The sequence below is a fragment of the Pseudomonas sp. TH39(2020) genome, assembly GCF_016650715.1.
In the GTDB taxonomy this organism is placed as follows: domain Bacteria; phylum Pseudomonadota; class Gammaproteobacteria; order Pseudomonadales; family Pseudomonadaceae; genus Aquipseudomonas; species Aquipseudomonas mandelii_C.
In genome coordinates, this window is sequence record NZ_JAEKFF010000007.1 from 531,555 (window position 1) to 550,486 (window position 18,932).

The 18,932-nt window shown below is 59.0% G+C and carries 20 protein-coding genes; 15 read left to right on the forward strand and 5 right to left on the reverse strand.

Annotated elements, in window-relative coordinates; all coding sequences use genetic code 11:
- Positions 1 to 309: 309 nt before the first annotated feature.
- Together JFU47_RS22860 and JFU47_RS22865 are read right to left on the reverse strand one after the other, a co-directional pair.
- Complete coding sequence (locus JFU47_RS22860; protein ID WP_123365738.1) at positions 310 to 813, reverse strand: L,D-transpeptidase family protein; 504 nt, start codon at positions 811 to 813, stop codon at positions 310 to 312.
- Between the two features lie 112 nt (positions 814 to 925).
- On the reverse strand, positions 926 to 1,477 hold the full coding sequence (locus JFU47_RS22865; RefSeq protein ID WP_140677758.1) for an NUDIX hydrolase: 552 nt from the start codon (positions 1,475 to 1,477) through the stop codon (positions 926 to 928).
- A gap of 146 nt (positions 1,478 to 1,623) precedes the next feature.
- On the opposite strand from JFU47_RS22865, the gene JFU47_RS22870 reads away from it, so the two are divergent.
- The 5 genes from JFU47_RS22870 to purT all read left to right on the forward strand — a co-directional run bounded on the left by JFU47_RS22870 (position 1,624) and on the right by purT (position 4,911).
- Positions 1,624 to 2,223 carry a CoA pyrophosphatase gene (locus JFU47_RS22870; protein WP_123365740.1) on the forward strand — a complete coding sequence of 200 codons (600 nt, stop codon included), beginning with the start codon at positions 1,624 to 1,626 and terminating at the stop codon, positions 2,221 to 2,223.
- A gap of 67 nt (positions 2,224 to 2,290) precedes the next feature.
- Positions 2,291 to 2,815: a gamma carbonic anhydrase family protein gene (locus tag JFU47_RS22875; protein WP_007954617.1), complete on the forward strand. Its 525-nt coding sequence runs from the start codon at positions 2,291 to 2,293 to the stop codon at positions 2,813 to 2,815.
- Entirely contained in the window at positions 2,812 to 3,027 is a 216-nt protein-coding gene (locus tag JFU47_RS22880; protein WP_201185844.1) for a DUF1289 domain-containing protein, read from the forward strand. Before JFU47_RS22875 ends, JFU47_RS22880 begins: the two co-directional genes overlap by 4 nt.
- Before the next feature lie 135 nt (positions 3,028 to 3,162).
- Positions 3,163 to 3,630, forward strand: coding sequence for a preQ0 transporter (locus JFU47_RS22885; protein WP_140677754.1), 468 nt, complete (start codon positions 3,163 to 3,165; stop codon positions 3,628 to 3,630).
- A 99-nt stretch (positions 3,631 to 3,729) separates the two neighbouring features.
- Positions 3,730 to 4,911 carry a formate-dependent phosphoribosylglycinamide formyltransferase gene (gene purT, locus JFU47_RS22890; protein ID WP_201185845.1) on the forward strand — a complete coding sequence of 394 codons (1,182 nt, stop codon included), beginning with the start codon at positions 3,730 to 3,732 and terminating at the stop codon, positions 4,909 to 4,911.
- 110 nt (positions 4,912 to 5,021) lie between these two features.
- Here the strand turns inward: purT and JFU47_RS22895 are convergent, their stop codons facing one another.
- From JFU47_RS22895 to JFU47_RS22905, 3 genes are all read right to left on the reverse strand, one after another.
- Entirely contained in the window at positions 5,022 to 6,338 is a 1,317-nt protein-coding gene (locus tag JFU47_RS22895) for an MFS transporter (protein ID WP_033056397.1), read from the reverse strand.
- Positions 6,339 to 6,586: 248 nt separating this feature from the next.
- A complete protein-coding gene (locus JFU47_RS22900) occupies positions 6,587 to 7,831 on the reverse strand; it encodes a transporter associated domain-containing protein (protein WP_201185849.1) in 1,245 nt (414 codons plus the stop codon).
- A gap of 12 nt (positions 7,832 to 7,843) precedes the next feature.
- The gene (locus JFU47_RS22905; RefSeq protein WP_046053341.1) at positions 7,844 to 8,656 is read right to left on the reverse strand and encodes a cytochrome C assembly family protein; all 813 of its coding nucleotides are present in this window, start codon (positions 8,654 to 8,656) and stop codon (positions 7,844 to 7,846) included.
- A 210-nt stretch (positions 8,657 to 8,866) separates the two neighbouring features.
- Here JFU47_RS22905 and ffh point away from each other — a divergent pair, with 210 nt between their 5' ends.
- The 10 genes from ffh to JFU47_RS22955 all read left to right on the forward strand — a co-directional run bounded on the left by ffh (position 8,867) and on the right by JFU47_RS22955 (position 18,792).
- A complete protein-coding gene (gene ffh, locus JFU47_RS22910; protein ID WP_074879887.1) occupies positions 8,867 to 10,243 on the forward strand; it encodes a signal recognition particle protein in 1,377 nt (458 codons plus the stop codon).
- 249 nt (positions 10,244 to 10,492) lie between these two features.
- Positions 10,493 to 10,744 (forward strand): 30S ribosomal protein S16, encoded by a 252-nt coding sequence (gene rpsP / locus JFU47_RS22915; protein ID WP_007944872.1) that lies wholly within the window; start codon positions 10,493 to 10,495, stop codon positions 10,742 to 10,744.
- 5 nt (positions 10,745 to 10,749) lie between these two features.
- Entirely contained in the window at positions 10,750 to 11,286 is a 537-nt protein-coding gene (gene rimM, locus JFU47_RS22920) for a ribosome maturation factor RimM (protein WP_008014731.1), read from the forward strand.
- Positions 11,268 to 12,041 (forward strand): tRNA (guanosine(37)-N1)-methyltransferase TrmD, encoded by a 774-nt coding sequence (gene trmD / locus JFU47_RS22925; protein ID WP_201185851.1) that lies wholly within the window; start codon positions 11,268 to 11,270, stop codon positions 12,039 to 12,041. The genes rimM and trmD overlap by 19 nt, the downstream gene beginning before the upstream one ends.
- A 45-nt stretch (positions 12,042 to 12,086) precedes the next feature.
- The gene (rplS, locus tag JFU47_RS22930) at positions 12,087 to 12,437 is read left to right on the forward strand and encodes a 50S ribosomal protein L19 (protein ID WP_003175895.1); all 351 of its coding nucleotides are present in this window, start codon (positions 12,087 to 12,089) and stop codon (positions 12,435 to 12,437) included.
- Positions 12,438 to 12,573: 136 nt separating this feature from the next.
- Entirely contained in the window at positions 12,574 to 13,470 is an 897-nt protein-coding gene (gene xerD / locus JFU47_RS22935; protein WP_201185852.1) for a site-specific tyrosine recombinase XerD, read from the forward strand.
- Between the two features lie 194 nt (positions 13,471 to 13,664).
- On the forward strand, positions 13,665 to 14,396 hold the full coding sequence (dsbC, locus tag JFU47_RS22940) for a bifunctional protein-disulfide isomerase/oxidoreductase DsbC (RefSeq protein WP_123365749.1): 732 nt from the start codon (positions 13,665 to 13,667) through the stop codon (positions 14,394 to 14,396).
- A 134-nt stretch (positions 14,397 to 14,530) separates the two neighbouring features.
- Entirely contained in the window at positions 14,531 to 15,835 is a 1,305-nt protein-coding gene (locus JFU47_RS22945; RefSeq protein WP_046053481.1) for a homoserine dehydrogenase, read from the forward strand.
- 66 nt (positions 15,836 to 15,901) lie between these two features.
- On the forward strand, positions 15,902 to 17,311 hold the full coding sequence (gene thrC, locus JFU47_RS22950) for a threonine synthase (RefSeq protein ID WP_076029878.1): 1,410 nt from the start codon (positions 15,902 to 15,904) through the stop codon (positions 17,309 to 17,311).
- 122 nt (positions 17,312 to 17,433) lie between these two features.
- Positions 17,434 to 18,792 carry a transporter substrate-binding domain-containing protein gene (locus tag JFU47_RS22955; RefSeq protein WP_201185854.1) on the forward strand — a complete coding sequence of 453 codons (1,359 nt, stop codon included), beginning with the start codon at positions 17,434 to 17,436 and terminating at the stop codon, positions 18,790 to 18,792.
- The last annotated feature ends 140 nt before the right edge of the window (positions 18,793 to 18,932 follow it).

The window sequence follows — 18,932 nt, forward strand, 5'->3', positions numbered from 1 at the left end:
TTGTCGCTCGGTGGTGGGGTGAAACCTAATACCACTTAAATACCATGTCAATGAGACCACTTTGCTGTTGGCGCGGGAAAGCCTGCCCTGATTGATTGGCAATAGGGTTGCTGGTTTGAAGTGGTATTAGAGGTGGGGATTTTGAACGCAAAGATCGCAGCTTGCGGCAGCTCTTACACGGGGAATTGGTATCTACCCGGTAGGCGCTGCCGAAGGCCGCGATCTTTTGAATTTATTTTTTCGATGGCGACCGAAGGTAGCCAATTGATCGTTCCCACGCAGAGCGTGGGAACGATCATAGGAGGGGGATTACGGGCGGATTTCGATCATCGTGCCGTCCGGCACCAAACCCCAAACCTCGCGCATGTCCATGTTGCGCATGGCAATGCAGCCGTCGGTCCAGTCCAGCGTGTGGAACAGGTCTTCGGGGTTTTCTTCGGTGTCCGGGGTGCCGTGGATCATGATCATGCCACCGGGTTCGACGCCTTCACGCCGGGAGCGCGCGGAGTCACTGATGTTCGGGTAGGAGATGTGCATCGCCAGATTGAATTTATCGCTGACCTTGCGCCAGTCCAGCCAATAGAAACCTTCAGGCGTGCGTTTGTCGCCTTCCATGAGTTTCGGGCCGACGGGTCTTTTTCCCAATGAGATGCGATAGGTCTTGAGCGGCTTGCCGTCATTGATCAATTGCAATTGGTGGGCGGATTTGAGCACCAGGATTTTTTCGATGACTCTGCCGTCCAGGGTTTCAGCGACGGAAGCCTGGGAGACAGCGACGAACGACAAGCAAAACACGGCAAGCAACCAGCGCATTGAAACGATATCCCTAAGAGGTGTCGCGACTATATTAATAGTTATAGGTGTTTTTGCAGGAGCTGCCGCAGGCGGCGATCTTTTAGCGGCTTGCAGAGGTTCCGAATTTAAATCAAGTAATGGCAGGTTGTGCAAGCGGCGGGATCGACTCGGACCGCACGGGGTAGACCTCGGTCTGCCGGTCAGCGAAGAAGCATTCTAAGGTACGGCCCACCGTGCGGAAAGCCAGCTCGGACCAAGGGATGTCGGCTTCTTCGAAAAGCTGTACTTCCAGGCTCTCGGGACCCGCGGCAAAGTCCAGGTCCACCAGCTCGGCACGGAAGAACACATGCACCTGGCTGATGTGCGGCACGTCGATCAACGTATAGATGCTCAGGTTGCGCACCCGCGCGCAGGCTTCTTCGGCCGTCTCGCGAATGGCCGCCTGCTCGATGGTTTCACCGTTTTCCATGAAGCCGGCGGGCAGGGTCCAATAACCGAGCCGAGGCTCGATGGCGCGTCGGCACAACAAGACCTTCGAGCCCCAGGTCGCCACGCAACCGGCGACGATATTGGGGTTCTGATAGTGAATCGCCTGACAGCTGTCACAGACAAAACGCAGGCGCGAATCGCCCTCTGGAATGCGCTGGGTCACCGGGTTGCCGCACTGACTGCAAAATTTCATGCTTGGGTTCCTGAATGCTGCGCCTATCTTGGCGTGCGGCGGTGTCTGTCGGCAAGTTGTCGTTTAGCGACATGCAGCGGTTATGGGGTTGGGCGGTCGGTTCGATTGGTGCATGATGCGAGGTAGAGAACAAATCGAGAAGACTCATGCTGGACGAGCTACTGCATCGAGTAAGCAACCACACCCCACGCACAATGGAAACCGACAAGCGTTTCCCTGAGGCCGCGGTACTGGTCCCCATCACCCGCAGTGACGAGCCGGAACTGGTTCTGACCCTGCGCGCCAGCGGGCTCTCGACCCATGGCGGCGAAGTCGCTTTTCCCGGCGGGCGACGCGACCCTGAAGACCCGGACCTTATTTTCACCGCCCTGCGCGAAGCCGAAGAAGAAATCGGCCTGCCGCCGGGGCTGGTCGAAGTGATCGGCCCGCTGAGCCCGCTGATTTCCCTGCACGGCATCAAGGTCACGCCCTATGTTGGTGTGATTCCGGATTTTGTCGAATACCTGGCGAACGACGCCGAAATCGCTGCGGTGTTCAGCGTGCCCCTGGAGTTCTTCCGCAAGGATCCGCGTGAACACACCCATCGCATCGATTACCAGGGTCGCAGTTGGTACGTGCCGAGCTATCGCTATGGCGAGTACAAAATCTGGGGCCTGACGGCGATTATGATCGTCGAGTTGATCAACCTGCTCTATGACGCCAAAATCAGCCTGCACCAGCCACCCAAGACGTTTATCAATACCTGAAGCCATCGCCCGTATGGCGTGAACCCGCTTTTTGCAAGTGAGCCAGCCTGGCCTTGAGGACAATAAGATGAAATATCGCCTGGGCGACGCCCGCGTCGAAACCCATCCGCAGAGCTGGGTCGCACCCAATGCCGTGCTGGTGGGCAAGGTCAAACTGGAAGAGGGCGCCAACGTCTGGTTCAACGCTGTGCTGCGTGGCGACAACGAACTGATCCTGATCGGCAAGAACAGCAACGTCCAGGACGGCACGGTGATGCACACCGACATGGGCTACCCGCTGACCATCGGCACCGGCGTGACCATCGGCCATAACGCCATGCTTCATGGCTGCACGGTGGGCGATTACAGCTTGATCGGGATTAACGCGGTGATCCTCAACGGCGCGAAAATCGGCAAGAACTGCATCATCGGCGCCAACTCCCTGATTGGTGAGGGCAAGGAGATTCCAGACGGTTCGCTGGTCATGGGCTCCCCCGGCAAAGTGGTGCGCGAGCTGACCGAGCCGCAGAAAAAAATGCTGGAGGCCAGCGCTGCTCACTATGTGCATAACTCGCAACGTTATGCCCGCGATCTGGTTGAGCAGGAAGAATGAGCGCCACTGAACGGCCGGTGCTATCGCCCTGCGTGAACATTTGCGCGTTGGACGACGATGACATTTGCACCGGGTGTCAGCGCACGGTGGAAGAGATCACCCGCTGGAGCCGGATGAGCAACGACGAGCGCCGCACGGTGTTGGGGTTGTGTCATGAGCGGGCCAAGTCTAGCGGGATACTCTGGATGATCGGCAAAACTCCAAACCTGTAGGAGCTGACGAGTGCAACGAGGCTGCGATCTTTTGATCTTGCCTCTAAAAAACAACGTCAAAAGATCGCAGCCTCGTTGCACTCGTCAGCTCCTACGGTACCCTGTGCGCCAAATTGACAGGTATCCCGTCGCCCCATGTTCTTCCTGATTGCTTACATCAGCAGCGTCGTGCTGATCAACTTCGCCTTTTCCACCGCCCCGCACCTGGACATCATCTGGTCGGCCTGGGGTGGTTTGGTGTTCGTTTTGCGCGACATGGTGCAAACCCGTTTCGGCCATGGCGCGATCGCGGCGATGCTGGCAGCGCTGGTGTTGTCCTACGTGACGTCCGATCCCTCCATCGCGCTGGCCAGCGCCACGGCGTTCGCGGTGTCCGAATGCATCGATTGGCTGGTGTTCAGCATCACTAAGCGTCCCTTGCACGACCGCCTGTGGATAAGTTCGGCCCTGAGCATTCCTCTCGATACCTTCATTTTCTTCGGCATGATCGATGCGTTCACTCCAGGCGTGATCCTCACCGCCATGGGCTCGAAGTTCGCCGGCGTGACCGCCGTGTGGTTGATCATGGCCTGGCGCTTGCGCAAGCAGGCCGTCGTCAGCTGAAGCCAAACCCCTCGGTTCATGTAAAATGCCGCGCTTTCTCCCCATGGGACGCGTGCAAGGCGCCGCGACCCTCGATGATCCGCTTCTTGAGGACCTGAGATGACCCGTATCGGAACTCCATTGTCGCCAACCGCGACCCGCGTATTACTGTGTGGCTGTGGCGAGTTGGGCAAGGAAGTGGTGATCGAGCTGCAACGCCTGGGCGTTGAAGTGATTGCCGTGGATCGCTACGCCAATGCCCCGGCCATGCAAGTAGCCCATCGCAGCCATGTGATCAACATGCTCGACGGCGCCGCCCTGCGTGCGGTGATCGAAGCCGAAAAGCCGCATTTCATCGTGCCGGAAATCGAAGCCATTGCCACCGCGACCCTCGTGGAGCTGGAAGCCGAAGGCTTCACCGTGATCCCGACCGCGCGTGCCGCACAGCTGACCATGAACCGCGAAGGCATCCGTCGCCTGGCCGCCGAAGAGCTGGACCTGCCGACCTCGCCGTACCACTTCGCCGACACCTTTGAGGATTACAGCAAGGCTGTCGAAGACCTCGGCTTCCCATGTGTGGTTAAACCGGTGATGAGCTCGTCGGGCAAAGGCCAGAGCCTGCTGCGTAGCGTCGATGACGTGCAGAAAGCCTGGGATTACGCTCAAGAAGGCGGCCGTGCCGGTAAAGGCCGCGTGATCATCGAAGGCTTTATCGACTTCGACTACGAAATCACCCTGTTGACCGTGCGTCACGTGGGCGGCACGACGTTCTGCGCGCCAGTGGGTCACCGTCAGGAGAAGGGCGACTATCAGGAATCCTGGCAGCCACAAGCCATGAGCCCGATTGCCCTGGCCGAATCCGAGCGCGTTGCCAAAGCCGTCACTGAAGCCTTGGGTGGCCGTGGTCTGTTTGGTGTTGAGCTGTTCATCAAAGGTGATCAGGTCTGGTTCAGCGAAGTCTCGCCGCGTCCACATGACACCGGTCTGGTGACGTTGATTTCCCAGGACCTGTCGCAGTTTGCGCTGCACGCACGGGCGATTCTGGGCCTGCCGATTCCATTGATCCGTCAGTTCGGTCCATCGGCTTCGGCGGTGATTCTGGTGGAAGGGCAGTCGACTCAGACGGCTTTCGCCAATCTCGGTGCGGCGTTGAGTGAGCCGGATACGGCGTTGCGTCTGTTCGGCAAGCCTGAGGTGAATGGTCAGCGTCGGATGGGTGTGGCGTTGGCGCGTGATGAATCCATCGAAGCCGCTCGTGCCAAGGCGACCCGTGCTGCTCAGGCTGTCGTGGTCGAGCTGTAAACCGAGGCACGGCTATCGCGAGCAGGCTCACTCCCACAGGGGGGCCGCGTTCTTTCTGACAGAATGCGGTCCCCCTGTGGGAGTGAGCCTGCTCGCGATGCTCTTGCTTTTTAAGCCACCCGATTCAGATCGTTATTGCGCGTTTCCTTCAGGCACAGCACAGCAATCAAACTCAGCACCGCCGCCCCTGACACATACCCGCCGACATAACTCAAACCACCCATCGCCACCAGCTTCTGTGCGAAGAACGGCGCTGCCGAGGCCCCGACAATGCCGCCCAGATTGTAGGCCGCCGACGCACCGGTATAACGCACGTGGGTTGGAAACAGCTCCGGCAGCAGCGCGCCCATCGGCGCAAACGTCACGCCCATCAGAAACAGCTCGATGCACAGGAACAGTGCCACGCCCCAGGTCGAACCTTGGGTCAGCAGCGGCTCCATCAGGAAGCCGGACAGAATCGCCAGCACACCGCCGATGATCAGCACCGGTTTGCGCCCGTATCGATCACTGGCCCAGGCCGACAGCGGCGTAGCGGCGGCCATGAACAGCACGGCGAAGCACAGCAGCGCGAGGAAAGTCTCGCGGGTGTAGCCGAGCGTCGACACGCCATAGCTCAGCGAAAACACCGTCGAAATATAGAAAAGCGCGTAGCACACCACCATCGACCCAGCCCCCAGCAACATCGGCGCCCAGTATTGGCTGAGCAACTCGACCAGCGGGATCTTCACCCGCTCCTGGCGAGCCATTGCGTTGGCAAACACCGGGGTTTCGTGAAGCTTCAGGCGCACGTACAGACCCACCATCACCAGCGCGGCACTGAGCAGGAACGGAATCCGCCAGCCCCACGAGCGGAACTGCTCGTCGTTCAGGGTCATGGCCAGCGTAAGAAACAGGCCGTTGGCCGCAAGGAAGCCGATCGAGGGGCCAAGCTGCGGGAACATGCCGAACCAGGCGCGTTTGCCCTTCGGTGCATTCTCCGTCGCCAGCAGCGCCGCGCCACCCCATTCACCGCCGAGTCCCAGGCCCTGGCCGAAGCGCAGCACGCAGAGCAGGATCGGCGCCCAGGCCCCGATGCTGTCGTATCCCGGGAGCACGCCGATCAGCGTGGTGCACACGCCCATTAGCAACAGCGAGGCAACCAGCGTTGATTTTCGCCCGATGCGGTCACCGAAGTGGCCGAAAAGTGCCGAGCCCAGCGGTCGAGCCAGGAAGGCGATGCCGAAGGTGAGGAACGCCGACAGCATCTGGGCCGTGCCGGAGGTCTGCGGAAAGAATACCGGACCGATCACCAGCGCAGCGGCAGTGGCATAGACGTAGAAGTCGTAGAACTCGATGGCGGTGCCGATGAAACTCGCGGTCGCCACGCGGGTGGCGGAGTTCGTCGGTTGCGCAGGCGCGGTGTCGTTATAAGTCGTGCTGGTCGTCATGCGGTTATCCCTGACAGTCATGTGCCCCAGTGGAGCGAATTATTATGGTCGAACACCCAGGGATGTGGGAGTGAGGCGCGGCCGCTGTTCAAGGTAGGAACAGTCGTCGGTGTGGTGCGGATATTGCCGATGGTCTGGCCGGACCAGCTGCGTGCGGGGTAAGCACGTGGTGCGGCGGGGCTTGGGTAAGCGGCTCGATTATAGGAAGGCGGCTATCGATCGAACAAGGGCATAGATCTTTTAACTATCTAACGGATAGAGGCAATCGCAGGCGTCGAACTGGTATGCCAGATCAGTACGCGACTGACGCGATTGTCTTCCGTCTCCAGAATCTCCAGCCGATAGCGCCCGATCTTCAGGCATACCGCGCTGTCCGGAATCGTCTCCAGCGCCTCCGTCACCAACCCGTTGAGGGTTTTCGGACCGTCGCTCGGCAAGTGCCAGCCCAGGCTCTTGTTCAATTCGCGAATCGACGCCGCCCCTTCGATCACCAGGCGGCCATCGGCCTGTGGGTGGATGTGTGGGTTATCCAGGCTGTGCTGGCTTTCGAACTCGCCGACGATTTCTTCGAGAATGTCTTCCAGAGTCACGACGCCGAGCACTTCGCCGTACTCGTCGACCACCATGCCCAGGCGTCGCTGTTGTTTGTGGAAGTTCAACAGCTGCAGTTGCAGCGGGGTGCTTTCCGGCACGAAGTAGGGGTCGTGACAGGCTGCCAGCAGTGCTTCTCGGGTCAGACTGGCGTCAGGCAGCAGATGGCGGATCTGCCGGGTATTGAGCACCGCCTCGACCTGGTTGATGTCGCTGTGGAAAACCGGCAAGCGTGTGCGTTTATTGGCGCGAAGCTGCTCAATGATTTCCTCGAGGGAGTCGTCCAGATTGACCCCGTCGACGTCACTGCGTGGCACCAGAATGTCGTTGACCGTGATGTTGTCCAGCGCATGGATGCCTGACAGCGGGTGTGGGCGGCAGGCGGCGTGTTCGTGATCATCGTGCCGATCGTTCGGATCCTCGTCTTCGCTCTGCTGCACCACGTTGACTTTGCGGGCGAACGGTCGCATCAGCAGCTGGCTTATGCCATTGAGCAGCCAGGCGACGGGATAGATTATTTTCAGTGGCGCGCCAAGCAAGGTGTTGCCCAGGGCCAGGACTGTATCCGGATAACGGACGGCGAGGGTGCGCGGCAGGTAGTCGGCAAACACCAGAAGCACGGCGCCAGCCCCCAGGCAGGCCACCCATGGACCGTTTTCCGCCCAGGTGAAAATCGCCAGCAAGGTGCTGATGACCACGACCAGTGCGCGGCACAGGGTGTTGCAGAAGATCAGGCTATTGAGCGCAAAGCTCAGCTTTGCCACTGGCTTGTCGCTCGAGCGCGAAGCGGTCCGCTGGGCGAGCAAGTGCTGTTGTGCAGCTTCGATGGCGGTAAACAGCCCCGACCATAAAATCAGCAGGGCCACTACCGCGAGCATCGGCCCTATGGGCAAGTCGTCCATTAATGCCGCCCGTCAGATATGCAGGATGTATTCACGAACCAGCTTACTGCCGAAATAGGCCAGCATCAGCAGGCAGAAACCGGCGAGGGTCCAGCGAATGGCCTTGTGTCCGCGCCAGCCGAGGCGATTACGGCCCCAGAGCAGCACGCTGAAGACGATCCAGGCGAGACAGGCCAGCAAGGTTTTGTGCACCAGGTGCTGGGCGAACAGGTTGTCGACGAATAGCCAGCCGGAGATCAGCGACAGCGACAGCAGGGTCCAACCGGCCCAGAGGAAACCGAACAGCAGGCTTTCCATGGTTTGCAGCGGCGGGAAGTTCTTGATCAGGCCCGACGGGTGCTTGTGCTTGAGCTGATGGTCTTGAACCAGCAGCAGCAACGCCTGGAATACCGCGATGGTGAACATGCCGTAGGCGAGGATCGACAGCAGGATGTGGGCGAGGATGCCCGGTTCTTCGTCGATGATCTGCACGGTGCCGGCCGGGGCGAACTGTGCGAGCAGCACGGTGGCGGCGCCGAGCGGGAACAGCAATATAAGCAGGTTTTCCACCGGGATCCGCGAGCAGGCCAACAGCGTCAGGGCAATCACCGCGGCGGCAATCAGGCTGGCGGCGCTGAAAAAATCCAGGCCCAGGCCAATCGGTGTCAGCAGGTGGGTGAACAGACTGGCGCTATGAGCCAGCACGGCGAGCACGCCGAGCGTGACCAGCAGGCGTTTGTTCGCCTTGGCACCGGTGGCCAGACGAGTGCCCTGATAGAGGGTCGCAGCGGCATATAAGCAGGCGGCGGCGAGGGTAGTTAGCAAACTGGGTGACAAGGGGAGCATAAATCCTGTTAGGCAAGCCCGAAAGGCGCTGAGTTTGGCATAGAACCCCCGCAGCACGAAAGACCATGCAACCTGACGACGAGGTGTCCGCCAGACGCAGTCTTCGCTATAATCCGCGACCTGCCCACGCCGCAGGCTCGCCGAGCACATGTTTATTCCGGTCTGGGCCGCCATTATCCCGGTCTACACAGGGCCTGAAAGGATCGCGCAATGTTTGAAAACTTAACCGACCGTCTCTCGCAGACGCTGCGCCATGTCACCGGCAAGGCCAAGCTGACCGAAGACAACATCAAAGACACCCTGCGCGAAGTGCGCATGGCGTTGCTCGAAGCTGACGTCGCCTTGCCGGTCGTCAAGGACTTCGTCAATTCGGTCAAGGAACGCGCCGTCGGCACCGAGGTGTCGCGCAGCCTGACGCCGGGCCAGGCCTTCGTGAAGATCGTCCAGGCCGAACTCGAAAGCCTGATGGGCGCGGCCAACGAAGACTTGAACCTGAGCGCCGTTCCTCCGGCCGTCGTGCTGATGGCCGGTTTGCAAGGTGCAGGTAAAACCACCACCGCCGGCAAGCTCGCGCGCTTCCTCAAAGAGCGCAAGAAGAAGTCGGTCATGGTCGTGTCTGCGGACGTTTACCGTCCGGCAGCGATCAAGCAGCTGGAAATGCTCGCGGGTGAAGTCGGCGTAACCTTCTTCCCGTCCGACCTGAGCCAGAAGCCGGTCGACATCGCGCAAGCAGCCATTAAAGAAGCAAAACTGAAATTCATCGACGTGGTCATCGTCGATACCGCCGGTCGCCTGCACATCGATGAAGAGATGATGGGCGAGATCAAGGCGCTGCATGCCGCGATCAACCCGGTCGAAACGCTGTTCGTGGTCGACGCCATGACCGGTCAGGACGCCGCCAACACGGCCAAGGCCTTTGGCGACGCGCTGCCGCTGACCGGTGTGATCCTGACCAAGGTCGACGGCGACGCCCGTGGCGGTGCTGCACTGTCGGTGCGCGCCATCACCGGCAAGCCGATCAAGTTCATCGGTATGGGCGAGAAGAGCGACGCGCTCGAGCCGTTCCATCCTGAGCGTATTGCTTCACGCATCCTCGGTATGGGTGACGTGCTCAGTCTGATCGAGCAGGCCGAACAGACCCTCGACAAGGACAAGGCCGACAAACTGGCCAAGAAGCTGAAGAAGGGCAAGGGCTTCGACCTCGAAGACTTCCGCGATCAGCTGCAACAGATGAAAAACATGGGTGGCCTCGGCGGCCTCATGGACAAACTGCCAAACATGGGCGGTATGAACCTCGCGCAGATGGGCAACGCCCAGGGCGCGGCAGAGAAACAATTCAAGCAGATGGAAGCCATCATCAATTCCATGACACCGGCCGAGCGCCGCGACCCTGAGATGATCAGTGGTTCGCGCAAACGCCGGATCGCCATGGGTTCCGGCACTCAGGTGCAGGACATCGGTCGCTTGATCAAGCAGCACAAGCAGATGCAGAAGATGATGAAGAAGTTCTCCGCGAAAGGCGGAATGGCCAAAATGATGCGCGGCATGGGCGGTATGTTGCCCGGCGGCGGTATGCCGAGAATGTAAATAATTTACGCAGGGGCTTGCCCTTGCACCTCCCACACGGAAGTGGGATCTCCAGCAAACCCGCACTTGGCGGGAGCTGACTGGCCGTTTTCAACGACGGCTCTATAGCAAATCTTGATGGCGGCCGATAGGCAGCCGGAAAAAGACATTTGCAAAAGTCCGGATATTCCTTAGAATATGCGGCCTTTCGGGCACCTATGCCCGCTGTGCCTTTAGATTTGCAGCACCGACTACAGGAACGATGTTCACATGCTAACAATCCGTCTTGCCCTTGGCGGCTCCAAAAAGCGCCCGTTTTACCACTTGACCGTAACCGACAGCCGCAACCCGCGCGACGGTTCGCACAAGGAACAGGTTGGTTTCTTCAACCCTGTTGCTCGTGGTCAAGAAGTCCGTCTGTCCGTGAACCAAGAGCGCGTAGCCTACTGGCTGAGCGTTGGTGCACAACCTTCTGAGCGTGTTGCTCAGTTGTTGAAGGACGCGGCTAAGGCTGCGGCCTGAGCAATATGAACGCGACGCCAGCTGTTGCTGATGATTTGATCGTTATCGGCAAAATTTATTCGGTTCATGGCGTTCGCGGCGAAGTGAAGGTGTATTCCTTTACTGATCCGACTGAAAACCTGTTGCAGTACAAAACCTGGACGCTCAAGCGCGAAGGTAATGTGAAACAGGTCGAGCTGGTCAGCGGACGCGGGAACGATAAGTTCCTGGTCGCGAAGCTCAAGGGTCTTGATGATCGTGAAGAAGCGCGTCTTCTGGCCGGTTATGAGATCTGCGTGCCGCGCAACCTGTTCCCTGAATTGACCGACGGCGAGTACTACTGGTACCAGCTGGAAGGTCTGAAGGTCATTGATCAACTCGGGCAATTGCTCGGGAAAATCGATCATCTTCTGGAAACCGGCGCCAATGATGTAATGGTGGTCAAGCCTTGCGCTGGCAGCCTGGATGATCGCGAACGCCTGTTGCCCTATACGGAGCAATGCGTGTTGGCCGTCGACCTTGCCGCAGGCGAGATGAAGGTGGAATGGGATGCGGACTTCTAAACGTGGCTAACTTGCGCGTAGAAGTGATCAGTTTGTTTCCCGAGATGTTCTCCGCCATCAGCGAGTACGGCATCACCAGTCGTGCGGTGAAACAGGGGCTCTTGCAGCTCACCTGTTGGAATCCGCGAGACTACACGACGGATCGACATCACACTGTGGACGATCGCCCATTTGGCGGTGGTCCGGGCATGGTGATGAAGATCAAGCCCCTGGAAGATGCGTTGGTTCAGGCCAAGGCAGCAGCCGGGGAGGCGGCGAAGGTAATTTACCTGTCCCCCCAAGGCCGTCAACTGACTCAGTCGGCGGTACGCGAGTTGGCGAATCTGGATGCATTGATCCTGATTGCCGGCCGCTATGAAGGCATTGACGAGCGTTTTATAGAGGCTCATGTCGATGAAGAGTGGTCGATTGGCGACTATGTACTGTCTGGCGGCGAGCTGCCGGCGATGGTCCTGATCGATGCGGTTACACGACTGCTGCCTGGAGCTTTAGGGCATGCGGACTCCGCTGAGGAAGATTCCTTTACGGATGGTTTGCTGGATTGCCCGCACTACACCCGACCGGAGGTGTATGCGGATCAGCGTGTTCCCGACGTGTTGCTAAGTGGCAATCACGCGCATATCCGGCGTTGGCGTTTACAGCAGTCCCTTGGTAGGACCTTTGAACGACGCGCCGATCTTCTGGAAAGCCGCTCGCTTTCTGGAGAAGAGAAGAAGCTGCTCGAGGAATACATCCACGAGCGGGACGATAGTTAACAACGTATCGATGGTAGATCCGACGATTTACCTTAGGAGCACAGCATGACTAACAAAATCATCCTTGCACTCGAAGCAGAGCAGATGACCAAAGAGATCCCTACCTTTGCCCCGGGCGACACCATTGTCGTTCAGGTGAAAGTGAAGGAAGGCGACCGTTCGCGTCTGCAAGCGTTCGAAGGTGTTGTTATCGCCAAGCGTAACCGCGGCGTAAACAGTGCTTTCACCGTTCGTAAAATCTCCAACGGTGTTGGCGTAGAGCGTACTTTCCAGACCTACAGCCCGCAAATCGACAGCATGGCCGTTAAACGTCGCGGTGACGTACGTAAAGCCAAGCTGTACTACCTGCGTGACCTGTCCGGTAAAGCAGCTCGCATCAAGGAAAAACTGGCTTAAGTCCAGCTTCCGATGCAGAAAAAAGCAGCCTACGGGCTGCTTTTTTGTTGCCTGCAATTTATAGGTGCAATGGTTCCGTGGGCTATGAAAGACTGTCTTTCACCTTCCAGTCGTTACCTGTCTTGCCTGAGTCTTTATGCCCGCCATTGACCATCCCCTGATAGACCAATTCCTCGACGCTCTGTGGCTGGAGAAAGGTCTTTCCGATAACACCCGCGATGCCTATCGCAGCGACCTGGCCCTGTTCCACGGCTGGCTGCAGGAAAAAGGGTTGGAGTTGATCAATGCCGGCCGCGAATTGATCCTCGATCACCTGGCCTGGCGTCTGGAGCAAAACTACAAACCCCGCTCGACAGCGCGATTTCTCTCCGGCGTGCGTGGCTTCTATCGCTATTTGCTGCGGGAAAAGCTGATTGCAGTCGATCCGACCTTGCGTGTCGATATGCCGCAGCTGGGTCGACCATTGCCTAAGTCCTTGTCGGAAGCGGATGTGGAAGCGTTGTTAAAAGCACCTGACCTGAGCGAAGCCATCGGCCAACGCGACCGCGCCATGCTCGAAGTGCTTTATGCCTGCGGCTTGCGTGTGACGGAGCTGATCAGCCTGACGCTGGAGCAGGTCAACCTGCGTCAGGGCGTGCTGCGAGTGATGGGTAAGGGCAGCAAGGAGCGGCTGGTGCCGATGGGCGAGGAGGCGATTGTCTGGGTCGAGCGTTACATGCGCGATGGCCGCCAGGAGCTGCTTGGCGGGCGTCCCAGCGATGTCATGTTCCCCAGCCAGCGCGGTGAGCAGATGACGCGGCAGACCTTCTGGCATCGCATCAAGCACCAGGCCAAGGTTGCCGGTATCGGCAAGTCGCTGTCGCCGCACACCTTGCGCCATGCCTTCGCCACGCACCTGCTCAACCATGGCGCGGACTTGCGGGTGGTGCAAATGCTGCTCGGCCACAGCGATCTGTCGACCACGCAGATCTACACCCATGTCGCCCGTGCACGTTTGCAGGACCTGCATGCCAAGCATCACCCGCGCGGATGATCACGATTCCTGTGGGAGCGAGCAAGCCCGCTCCCACATAACAGCCAGCGCCACCACGATGTCTCGCGACAGGCGCATTCGGTCACGAGGGCCTTATGTGGTAGGCTTTGCCGGTTTGCACGATGGGCGTTTATGACCCGGTGTTTCGGCACGGGCGTTCTGATCGTCCCATTTGTCCGCCTTCAGGAGTTCTCATGCGTCTGACCCAGATTTTCGCCGCCGCAGCCATTGCGTTGGTCAGCACCTTTGCCGTCGCCGATGACGCGGCCGACAAAGCCATTCGTAAAAGCCTGGAAAACCTCCAGCTCGAGGTTCCGGTAGAAACCATCACCGCCAGCCCGCTGCCAGGTCTGTACGAAGTCAAGCTCAAGGGCAGCCGCGTGCTCTACGCCAGCGCCGATGGCCAGTACGTCGTTCAGGGTTACATGTTCCAGCTCAAGGACGGCAAGCCGGTCAACCTGACCGAGAAGACCGAGCGCCTGGGCGTTTCCAAACTGGTCAACGAAATTCCGGTGGCTGAAACCGTGGTATACCCGGCGATCGGCGAAACCAAATCGCACATCACCGTGTTCACCGATACCACCTGCCCGTACTGCCACAAGCTGCACGCTGAAGTGCCTGAGCTGAACAAGCGCGGGATTGAAGTGCGTTACGTCGCGTTCCCGCGCCAGGGTCTGGGCTCACCGGGTGATGAGCAGCTGCAAGCGGTCTGGTGCTCGAAAGACAAGAAAGCCGCGATGGACAAGATGGTCGACGGCAAGGAAATCAAGGCCGCCAAGTGCGATAACCCGGTTTCCAAGCAGTTCGCCCTCGGTCAGTCGATCGGCGTAAACGGTACACCGGCCATCGTTTTGGCCGACGGCCAGGTCATTCCGGGCTACCAGCCTGCGCCACAAGTCGCCAAACTGGCGCTGGACGCGAAATAAATTCGCATCGTCACGGTCAGCCATTGACGATCATGGTTCGGCGGCAGCGTTCGCCGAGCCATTAATAGAGAACCGCGAGTATGCGGTTGTTTTCACGGCCGGCCTTGAGTCGGCCGTTTTATGGGGAGTTCACAGTGAAACCGGTCAAAGTAGGCATCTGTGGGTTAGGGACCGTCGGTGGCGGTACCTTCAACGTACTTCAGCGTAACGCCGAGGAAATTGCTCGTCGTGCCGGGCGTGGAATCGAAGTGGCACAAATTGCCATGCGCACGCCAAAGCCTCAGTTCCAAACGACCGGTATTGCGATTACCAACGATGTCTTCGAAGTGGCCACGAACCCTGAGATCGACATCGTTATAGAGCTGGTGGGCGGCTACACCGTTGCCCGCGAGCTGGTACTCAAGGCCATCGAGAATGGCAAGCATGTGGTCACCGCGAACAAGGCACTGATTGCCGTTCACGGTAATGAAATTTTCGCCAAGGCGCGCGAGAAAGGCGTGATCGTGGCGTTCGAAGCGGCTGTGGCCGGTGGCATTCCCGTGATCAAGGCGATCCGTGAAGGCCTGTCGGCCAACCGTATCAACTGGGTCGCCGGCATCATCAACGGCACCGGTAACTTCATCCTCACCGAAATGCGTGAGAAGGGCCGCACCTTCGAAGACGTACTCGCCGAGGCGCAAGCCCTGGGTTACGCCGAAGCCGATCCGACCTTCGACGTCGAAGGTATCGACGCGGCCCACAAGCTGACGATCCTGGCGTCCATCGCGTTCGGTATTCCGCTGCAGTTCGACAAGGCCTACACCGAAGGCATCACCAAGCTGACCACCGCTGACGTGAACTACGCCGAAGCGCTGGGCTATCGCATCAAGCACCTGGGCGTGGCGCGCAGCACCGCAGCCGGCATCGAACTGCGCGTGCACCCGACGCTGATCCCGGCCGATCGCCTGATCGCCAACGTCAACGGCGTGATGAACGCGGTGATGGTCAACGGTGATGCCGCCGGTTCGACCCTGTTCTACGGCGCTGGCGCTGGCATGGAGCCGACCGCTTCGTCGGTGATCGCCGACCTGGTGGACGTGGTTCGCGCCATGACTTCCGACCCGGAAAACCGCGTACCGCACCTGGCCTTTCAGCCGGATTCGCTGTCGGCCCACCCGATCCTGCCGATCGAGGCCTGCGAAAGCTCCTATTACCTGCGCATCCAGGCCAAGGACCATCCGGGCGTGTTGGCGCAGGTGGCGAGCATCCTGTCGGAGCGCGGTATCAACATCGAATCGATCATGCAGAAGGAAGTCGAAGAACACGACGGCCTGGTGCCGATGATCCTGCTGACTCACCGCGTGCTGGAACAGCACATGAACGACGCGATCGCCGCCCTGGAGGCCTTGGCGGGCGTAGTCGGTCCGGTCGTACGGATCCGCGTCGAGCACCTGAACTAAGCCGTTATCGTTCACCGGGCTCGCCTGCGAGCCCGGGTTTGCGAACACTGTCTATTGGAGCCAGTCATGCGTTATATCAGTACCCGCGGCCAGGCACCGGCCCTGAATTTCGAAGATGTCCTGCTGGCCGGTCTGGCCACGGACGGTGGTCTGTACGTCCCGGAAAACCTGCCACGTTTCACCCAGGAAGAAATCGCTTCCTGGGCCGGCCTGCCGTATCACGAGTTGGCCTTCCGGGTAATGCGCCCGTTCGTCACCGGCAGCATCCCTGATGCCGATTTCAAAAAGATTCTTGAAGAAACCTACGGTGTGTTTTCCCACAACGCCGTGGCGCCATTGCGTCAGCTGAACGGCAACGAATGGGTACTGGAGCTGTTCCACGGCCCGACCCTGGCGTTCAAGGACTTCGCCTTGCAGCTGCTGGGTCGTCTGCTCGACTACGTGCTGGAAAAACGTGGTGAGCGCGTAGTGATTGTCGGCGCCACCTCCGGCGACACCGGTTCGGCCGCCATCGAAGGCTGCAAGCACTGCGAAAACGTCGACATCTTCATCCTGCACCCGCACAACCGCGTGTCCGAAGTGCAGCGTCGCCAGATGACCACCATCTTCGGCGAGAACATCCATAACATCGCCATCGAAGGCAACTTCGATGATTGCCAGGAAATGGTCAAGGCCAGCTTCGCCGACCAGAGCTTCCTCAAAGGCACGCGTCTGGTCGCCGTGAACTCGATCAACTGGGCGCGAATCATGGCCCAGATCGTTTACTACTTCCATGCAGCCCTGCAGTTGGGCGGCCCGGCACGTTCGGTATCGTTCTCGGTGCCGACCGGCAACTTTGGCGACATTTTCGCCGGTTACCTGGCGCGCAACATGGGCCTGCCGATCAACCAGTTGATCGTCGCCACCAACCGCAACGACATCCTGCACCGCTTCATGAGCGGCAATCAGTACGTCAAGGACACCCTGCACGCCACGCTGTCGCCGTCGATGGACATCATGGTGTCGTCGAACTTCGAACGCCTGCTGTTCGACCTGCACGGTCGCAACGGCGCAGCGATCGCCGGGCTGATGGACACCTTCAAACAAGGTGGCGGTTTCAGCGTCGAACAGGAACGCTGGACCGAAGCTCGCAAGCTGTTCGATTCGCTGGCCGTGGATGATGCACAAACCTGCGAAACCATTGCCGAAGTTTTTGAGCAAACCGGCGAACTGCTGGATCCGCACACCGCTATCGGCGTGAAGGCGGCGCGCGAGTGCCGTCGCAGCCTGGATATCCCGATGGTGATCCTCGGTACGGCGCATCCGGTCAAATTCCCGGACGCTGTGGAAAAAGCTGGCGTAGGAAAAGCGCTCGAACTGCCTGCACATCTTTCTGATTTGTTTGAGCGAGATGAGCGCTGCACCGTGCTGCCAAATGACCTGAAAGCCGTGCAGGCCTTTGTCAGCAAGCATGGCAACCGCGGCAAGCCTCTGTAACCAATTAAAACTGTCACATTTTGAAGCCCGTCTCCTGACGGGCTTTCTCATTTCTGCATGTCACACTTGTTGGGTTTTCGCCCCATGAAGGACGGGCGAGTTGATCACGAAGGGAAGTGGTAATGCTGTTTTTCAGAGGGTTAAAACCAGCTGCGTGCTGGATGTTTTTTTTAGTCGGCACCCTGGGCTTTGCTCAATGGGGGAGCGCGTCGCAATTGGCGGCAACCGATTCCAAAGGATCGGTTGCTGGCCTAAGAATCGAGCTTGATGCTCAGGAGTTGAAATGGATTGCCGAGCATTCAAAAGTCATCGTCGCCTCGGTGCAATACCCGCTGTACCTGTTCAAGGATAAGCACGGCCAATGGAGCGGCTTGAACAATGATCTGCTCAACCGCATCAGCGCGATGACGGGATTGCAGTTTGTTCATGAAGAATCGTTTTCCACCGATCAGTTGCTTGGACGGCTGGAAAACGGTGCCGCGGACATGAGCACGACGCTGGCGATGAATGACGAACGCAAGACGTTTCTGGATTTCAGTCATGCGTTCGGTGGCGCTGGCTGGGTGTTCGTCGGGCGGGCGGGGGCGCCAGAAGTGCAATCCCTGGAGCAGCTGTCGGGAAAGGTTCTGGTGTTACCGACCCGGCATGCGCTGGAGTCCACGATTCGCCGCGACAATCCGGACATCGAGCTGCGCTTGGTTAAAACCTATGCGGAAGCCCGGGCGTTGGTCGAGAGCGGTGAGGCTTATGCCACTATCGAGAACGAAACCGGAGCACAACTCTATCCGTCCGGGCAGCTCAAGGTCGGGTATACGGTGGAGGGCAAATGGGAGGCGGACCACCTGGCCGTACGCAAAGGTCAGCCTCAGCTGTCGAGCATCCTCAACAAGGCGCTTGAGGCGCTTGATCCTGCCGAATTGCGCGCCATTCGCCTGAAATGGCTCAATGGGATTGCTCCCGTCAAGGTGCCCGACGCCTGGCACCGACTCGCCGAGTGGGGCTGCTGGGGAATGTTTATCGTCAGTCTGTTCGGTCTGTTATCCCTGCTCTGGAACCGACGGCTCACGGTATTGATCCAGCAACGCCTGGATGCCGAGAAAAGTCTGAGTGATCAGCTCGCCTTCCAGCATGCGTTGATGGACGCCATGCCCGATCCGATGTTTGTTCGTGATCTGGAAGGGCGTTTGATCATGTGCAACAAAAGTTATGAGGAGGGCTTGTCGACCCGTTTCGATCAGGTTCAGGGACGACAACTGATTGAACTGGACATCTTGCCTAAAGAGACCGCCGAACTGTTGCATGCAGAGTTCATGGCCCAGCTCGGTACGCGCAAGACCCGCTTCACCGAGCGTCAATTAATGTTCAACAACGGCGTCAGGCATGTCTATCAGTGGACGGTGCCGTTTTACAGTGCCGACGGACAATTGCGGGGTCTGTTGGGCGGATGGATCGATATCGGTAAGCGCAAGCAGCAGGTATGACGCGGCTGTTTTTTTACTGTCATCTTGGCCGTGCATGCTCTATTGACCCGCGGCGCAGGTTCCCCAGCAGTCGGTATCCAGAACTTTCTTCTCGAGCCAGTGGTCATTTACTGTAGGCACGCCCCAGGCACTTTGTTTTC

Excerpts from the sequence above, each read along its gene's own strand:
- JFU47_RS22895 (WP_033056397.1), bottom strand. The coding sequence starts at position 6,338 with ATGACGACCAGCACGACTTATAACGACACCGCGCCTGCGCAACCGACG.
- thrC (WP_076029878.1), top strand. The coding sequence starts at position 15,902 with ATGCGTTATATCAGTACCCGCGGCCAGGCACCGGCCCTGAATTTCGAA.
- rimM (WP_008014731.1), top strand. The coding sequence starts at position 10,750 with ATGAACGCGACGCCAGCTGTTGCTGATGATTTGATCGTTATCGGCAAA.
- JFU47_RS22875 (WP_007954617.1), top strand. The coding sequence starts at position 2,291 with ATGAAATATCGCCTGGGCGACGCCCGCGTCGAAACCCATCCGCAGAGC.
- JFU47_RS22905 (WP_046053341.1), bottom strand. The coding sequence starts at position 8,656 with ATGCTCCCCTTGTCACCCAGTTTGCTAACTACCCTCGCCGCCGCCTGC.
- JFU47_RS22885 (WP_140677754.1), top strand. The coding sequence starts at position 3,163 with ATGTTCTTCCTGATTGCTTACATCAGCAGCGTCGTGCTGATCAACTTC.
- JFU47_RS22860 (WP_123365738.1), bottom strand. The coding sequence starts at position 813 with ATGCGCTGGTTGCTTGCCGTGTTTTGCTTGTCGTTCGTCGCTGTCTCC.
- rpsP (WP_007944872.1), top strand. The coding sequence starts at position 10,493 with ATGCTAACAATCCGTCTTGCCCTTGGCGGCTCCAAAAAGCGCCCGTTT.
- JFU47_RS22880 (WP_201185844.1), top strand. The coding sequence starts at position 2,812 with ATGAGCGCCACTGAACGGCCGGTGCTATCGCCCTGCGTGAACATTTGC.
- JFU47_RS22900 (WP_201185849.1), bottom strand. The coding sequence starts at position 7,831 with ATGGACGACTTGCCCATAGGGCCGATGCTCGCGGTAGTGGCCCTGCTG.
- JFU47_RS22870 (WP_123365740.1), top strand. The coding sequence starts at position 1,624 with ATGCTGGACGAGCTACTGCATCGAGTAAGCAACCACACCCCACGCACA.
- JFU47_RS22955 (WP_201185854.1), top strand. The coding sequence starts at position 17,434 with ATGCTGTTTTTCAGAGGGTTAAAACCAGCTGCGTGCTGGATGTTTTTT.
- purT (WP_201185845.1), top strand. The coding sequence starts at position 3,730 with ATGACCCGTATCGGAACTCCATTGTCGCCAACCGCGACCCGCGTATTA.
- xerD (WP_201185852.1), top strand. The coding sequence starts at position 12,574 with ATGCCCGCCATTGACCATCCCCTGATAGACCAATTCCTCGACGCTCTG.
- ffh (WP_074879887.1), top strand. The coding sequence starts at position 8,867 with ATGTTTGAAAACTTAACCGACCGTCTCTCGCAGACGCTGCGCCATGTC.
- rplS (WP_003175895.1), top strand. The coding sequence starts at position 12,087 with ATGACTAACAAAATCATCCTTGCACTCGAAGCAGAGCAGATGACCAAA.
- dsbC (WP_123365749.1), top strand. The coding sequence starts at position 13,665 with ATGCGTCTGACCCAGATTTTCGCCGCCGCAGCCATTGCGTTGGTCAGC.
- JFU47_RS22865 (WP_140677758.1), bottom strand. The coding sequence starts at position 1,477 with ATGAAATTTTGCAGTCAGTGCGGCAACCCGGTGACCCAGCGCATTCCA.
- trmD (WP_201185851.1), top strand. The coding sequence starts at position 11,268 with ATGGGATGCGGACTTCTAAACGTGGCTAACTTGCGCGTAGAAGTGATC.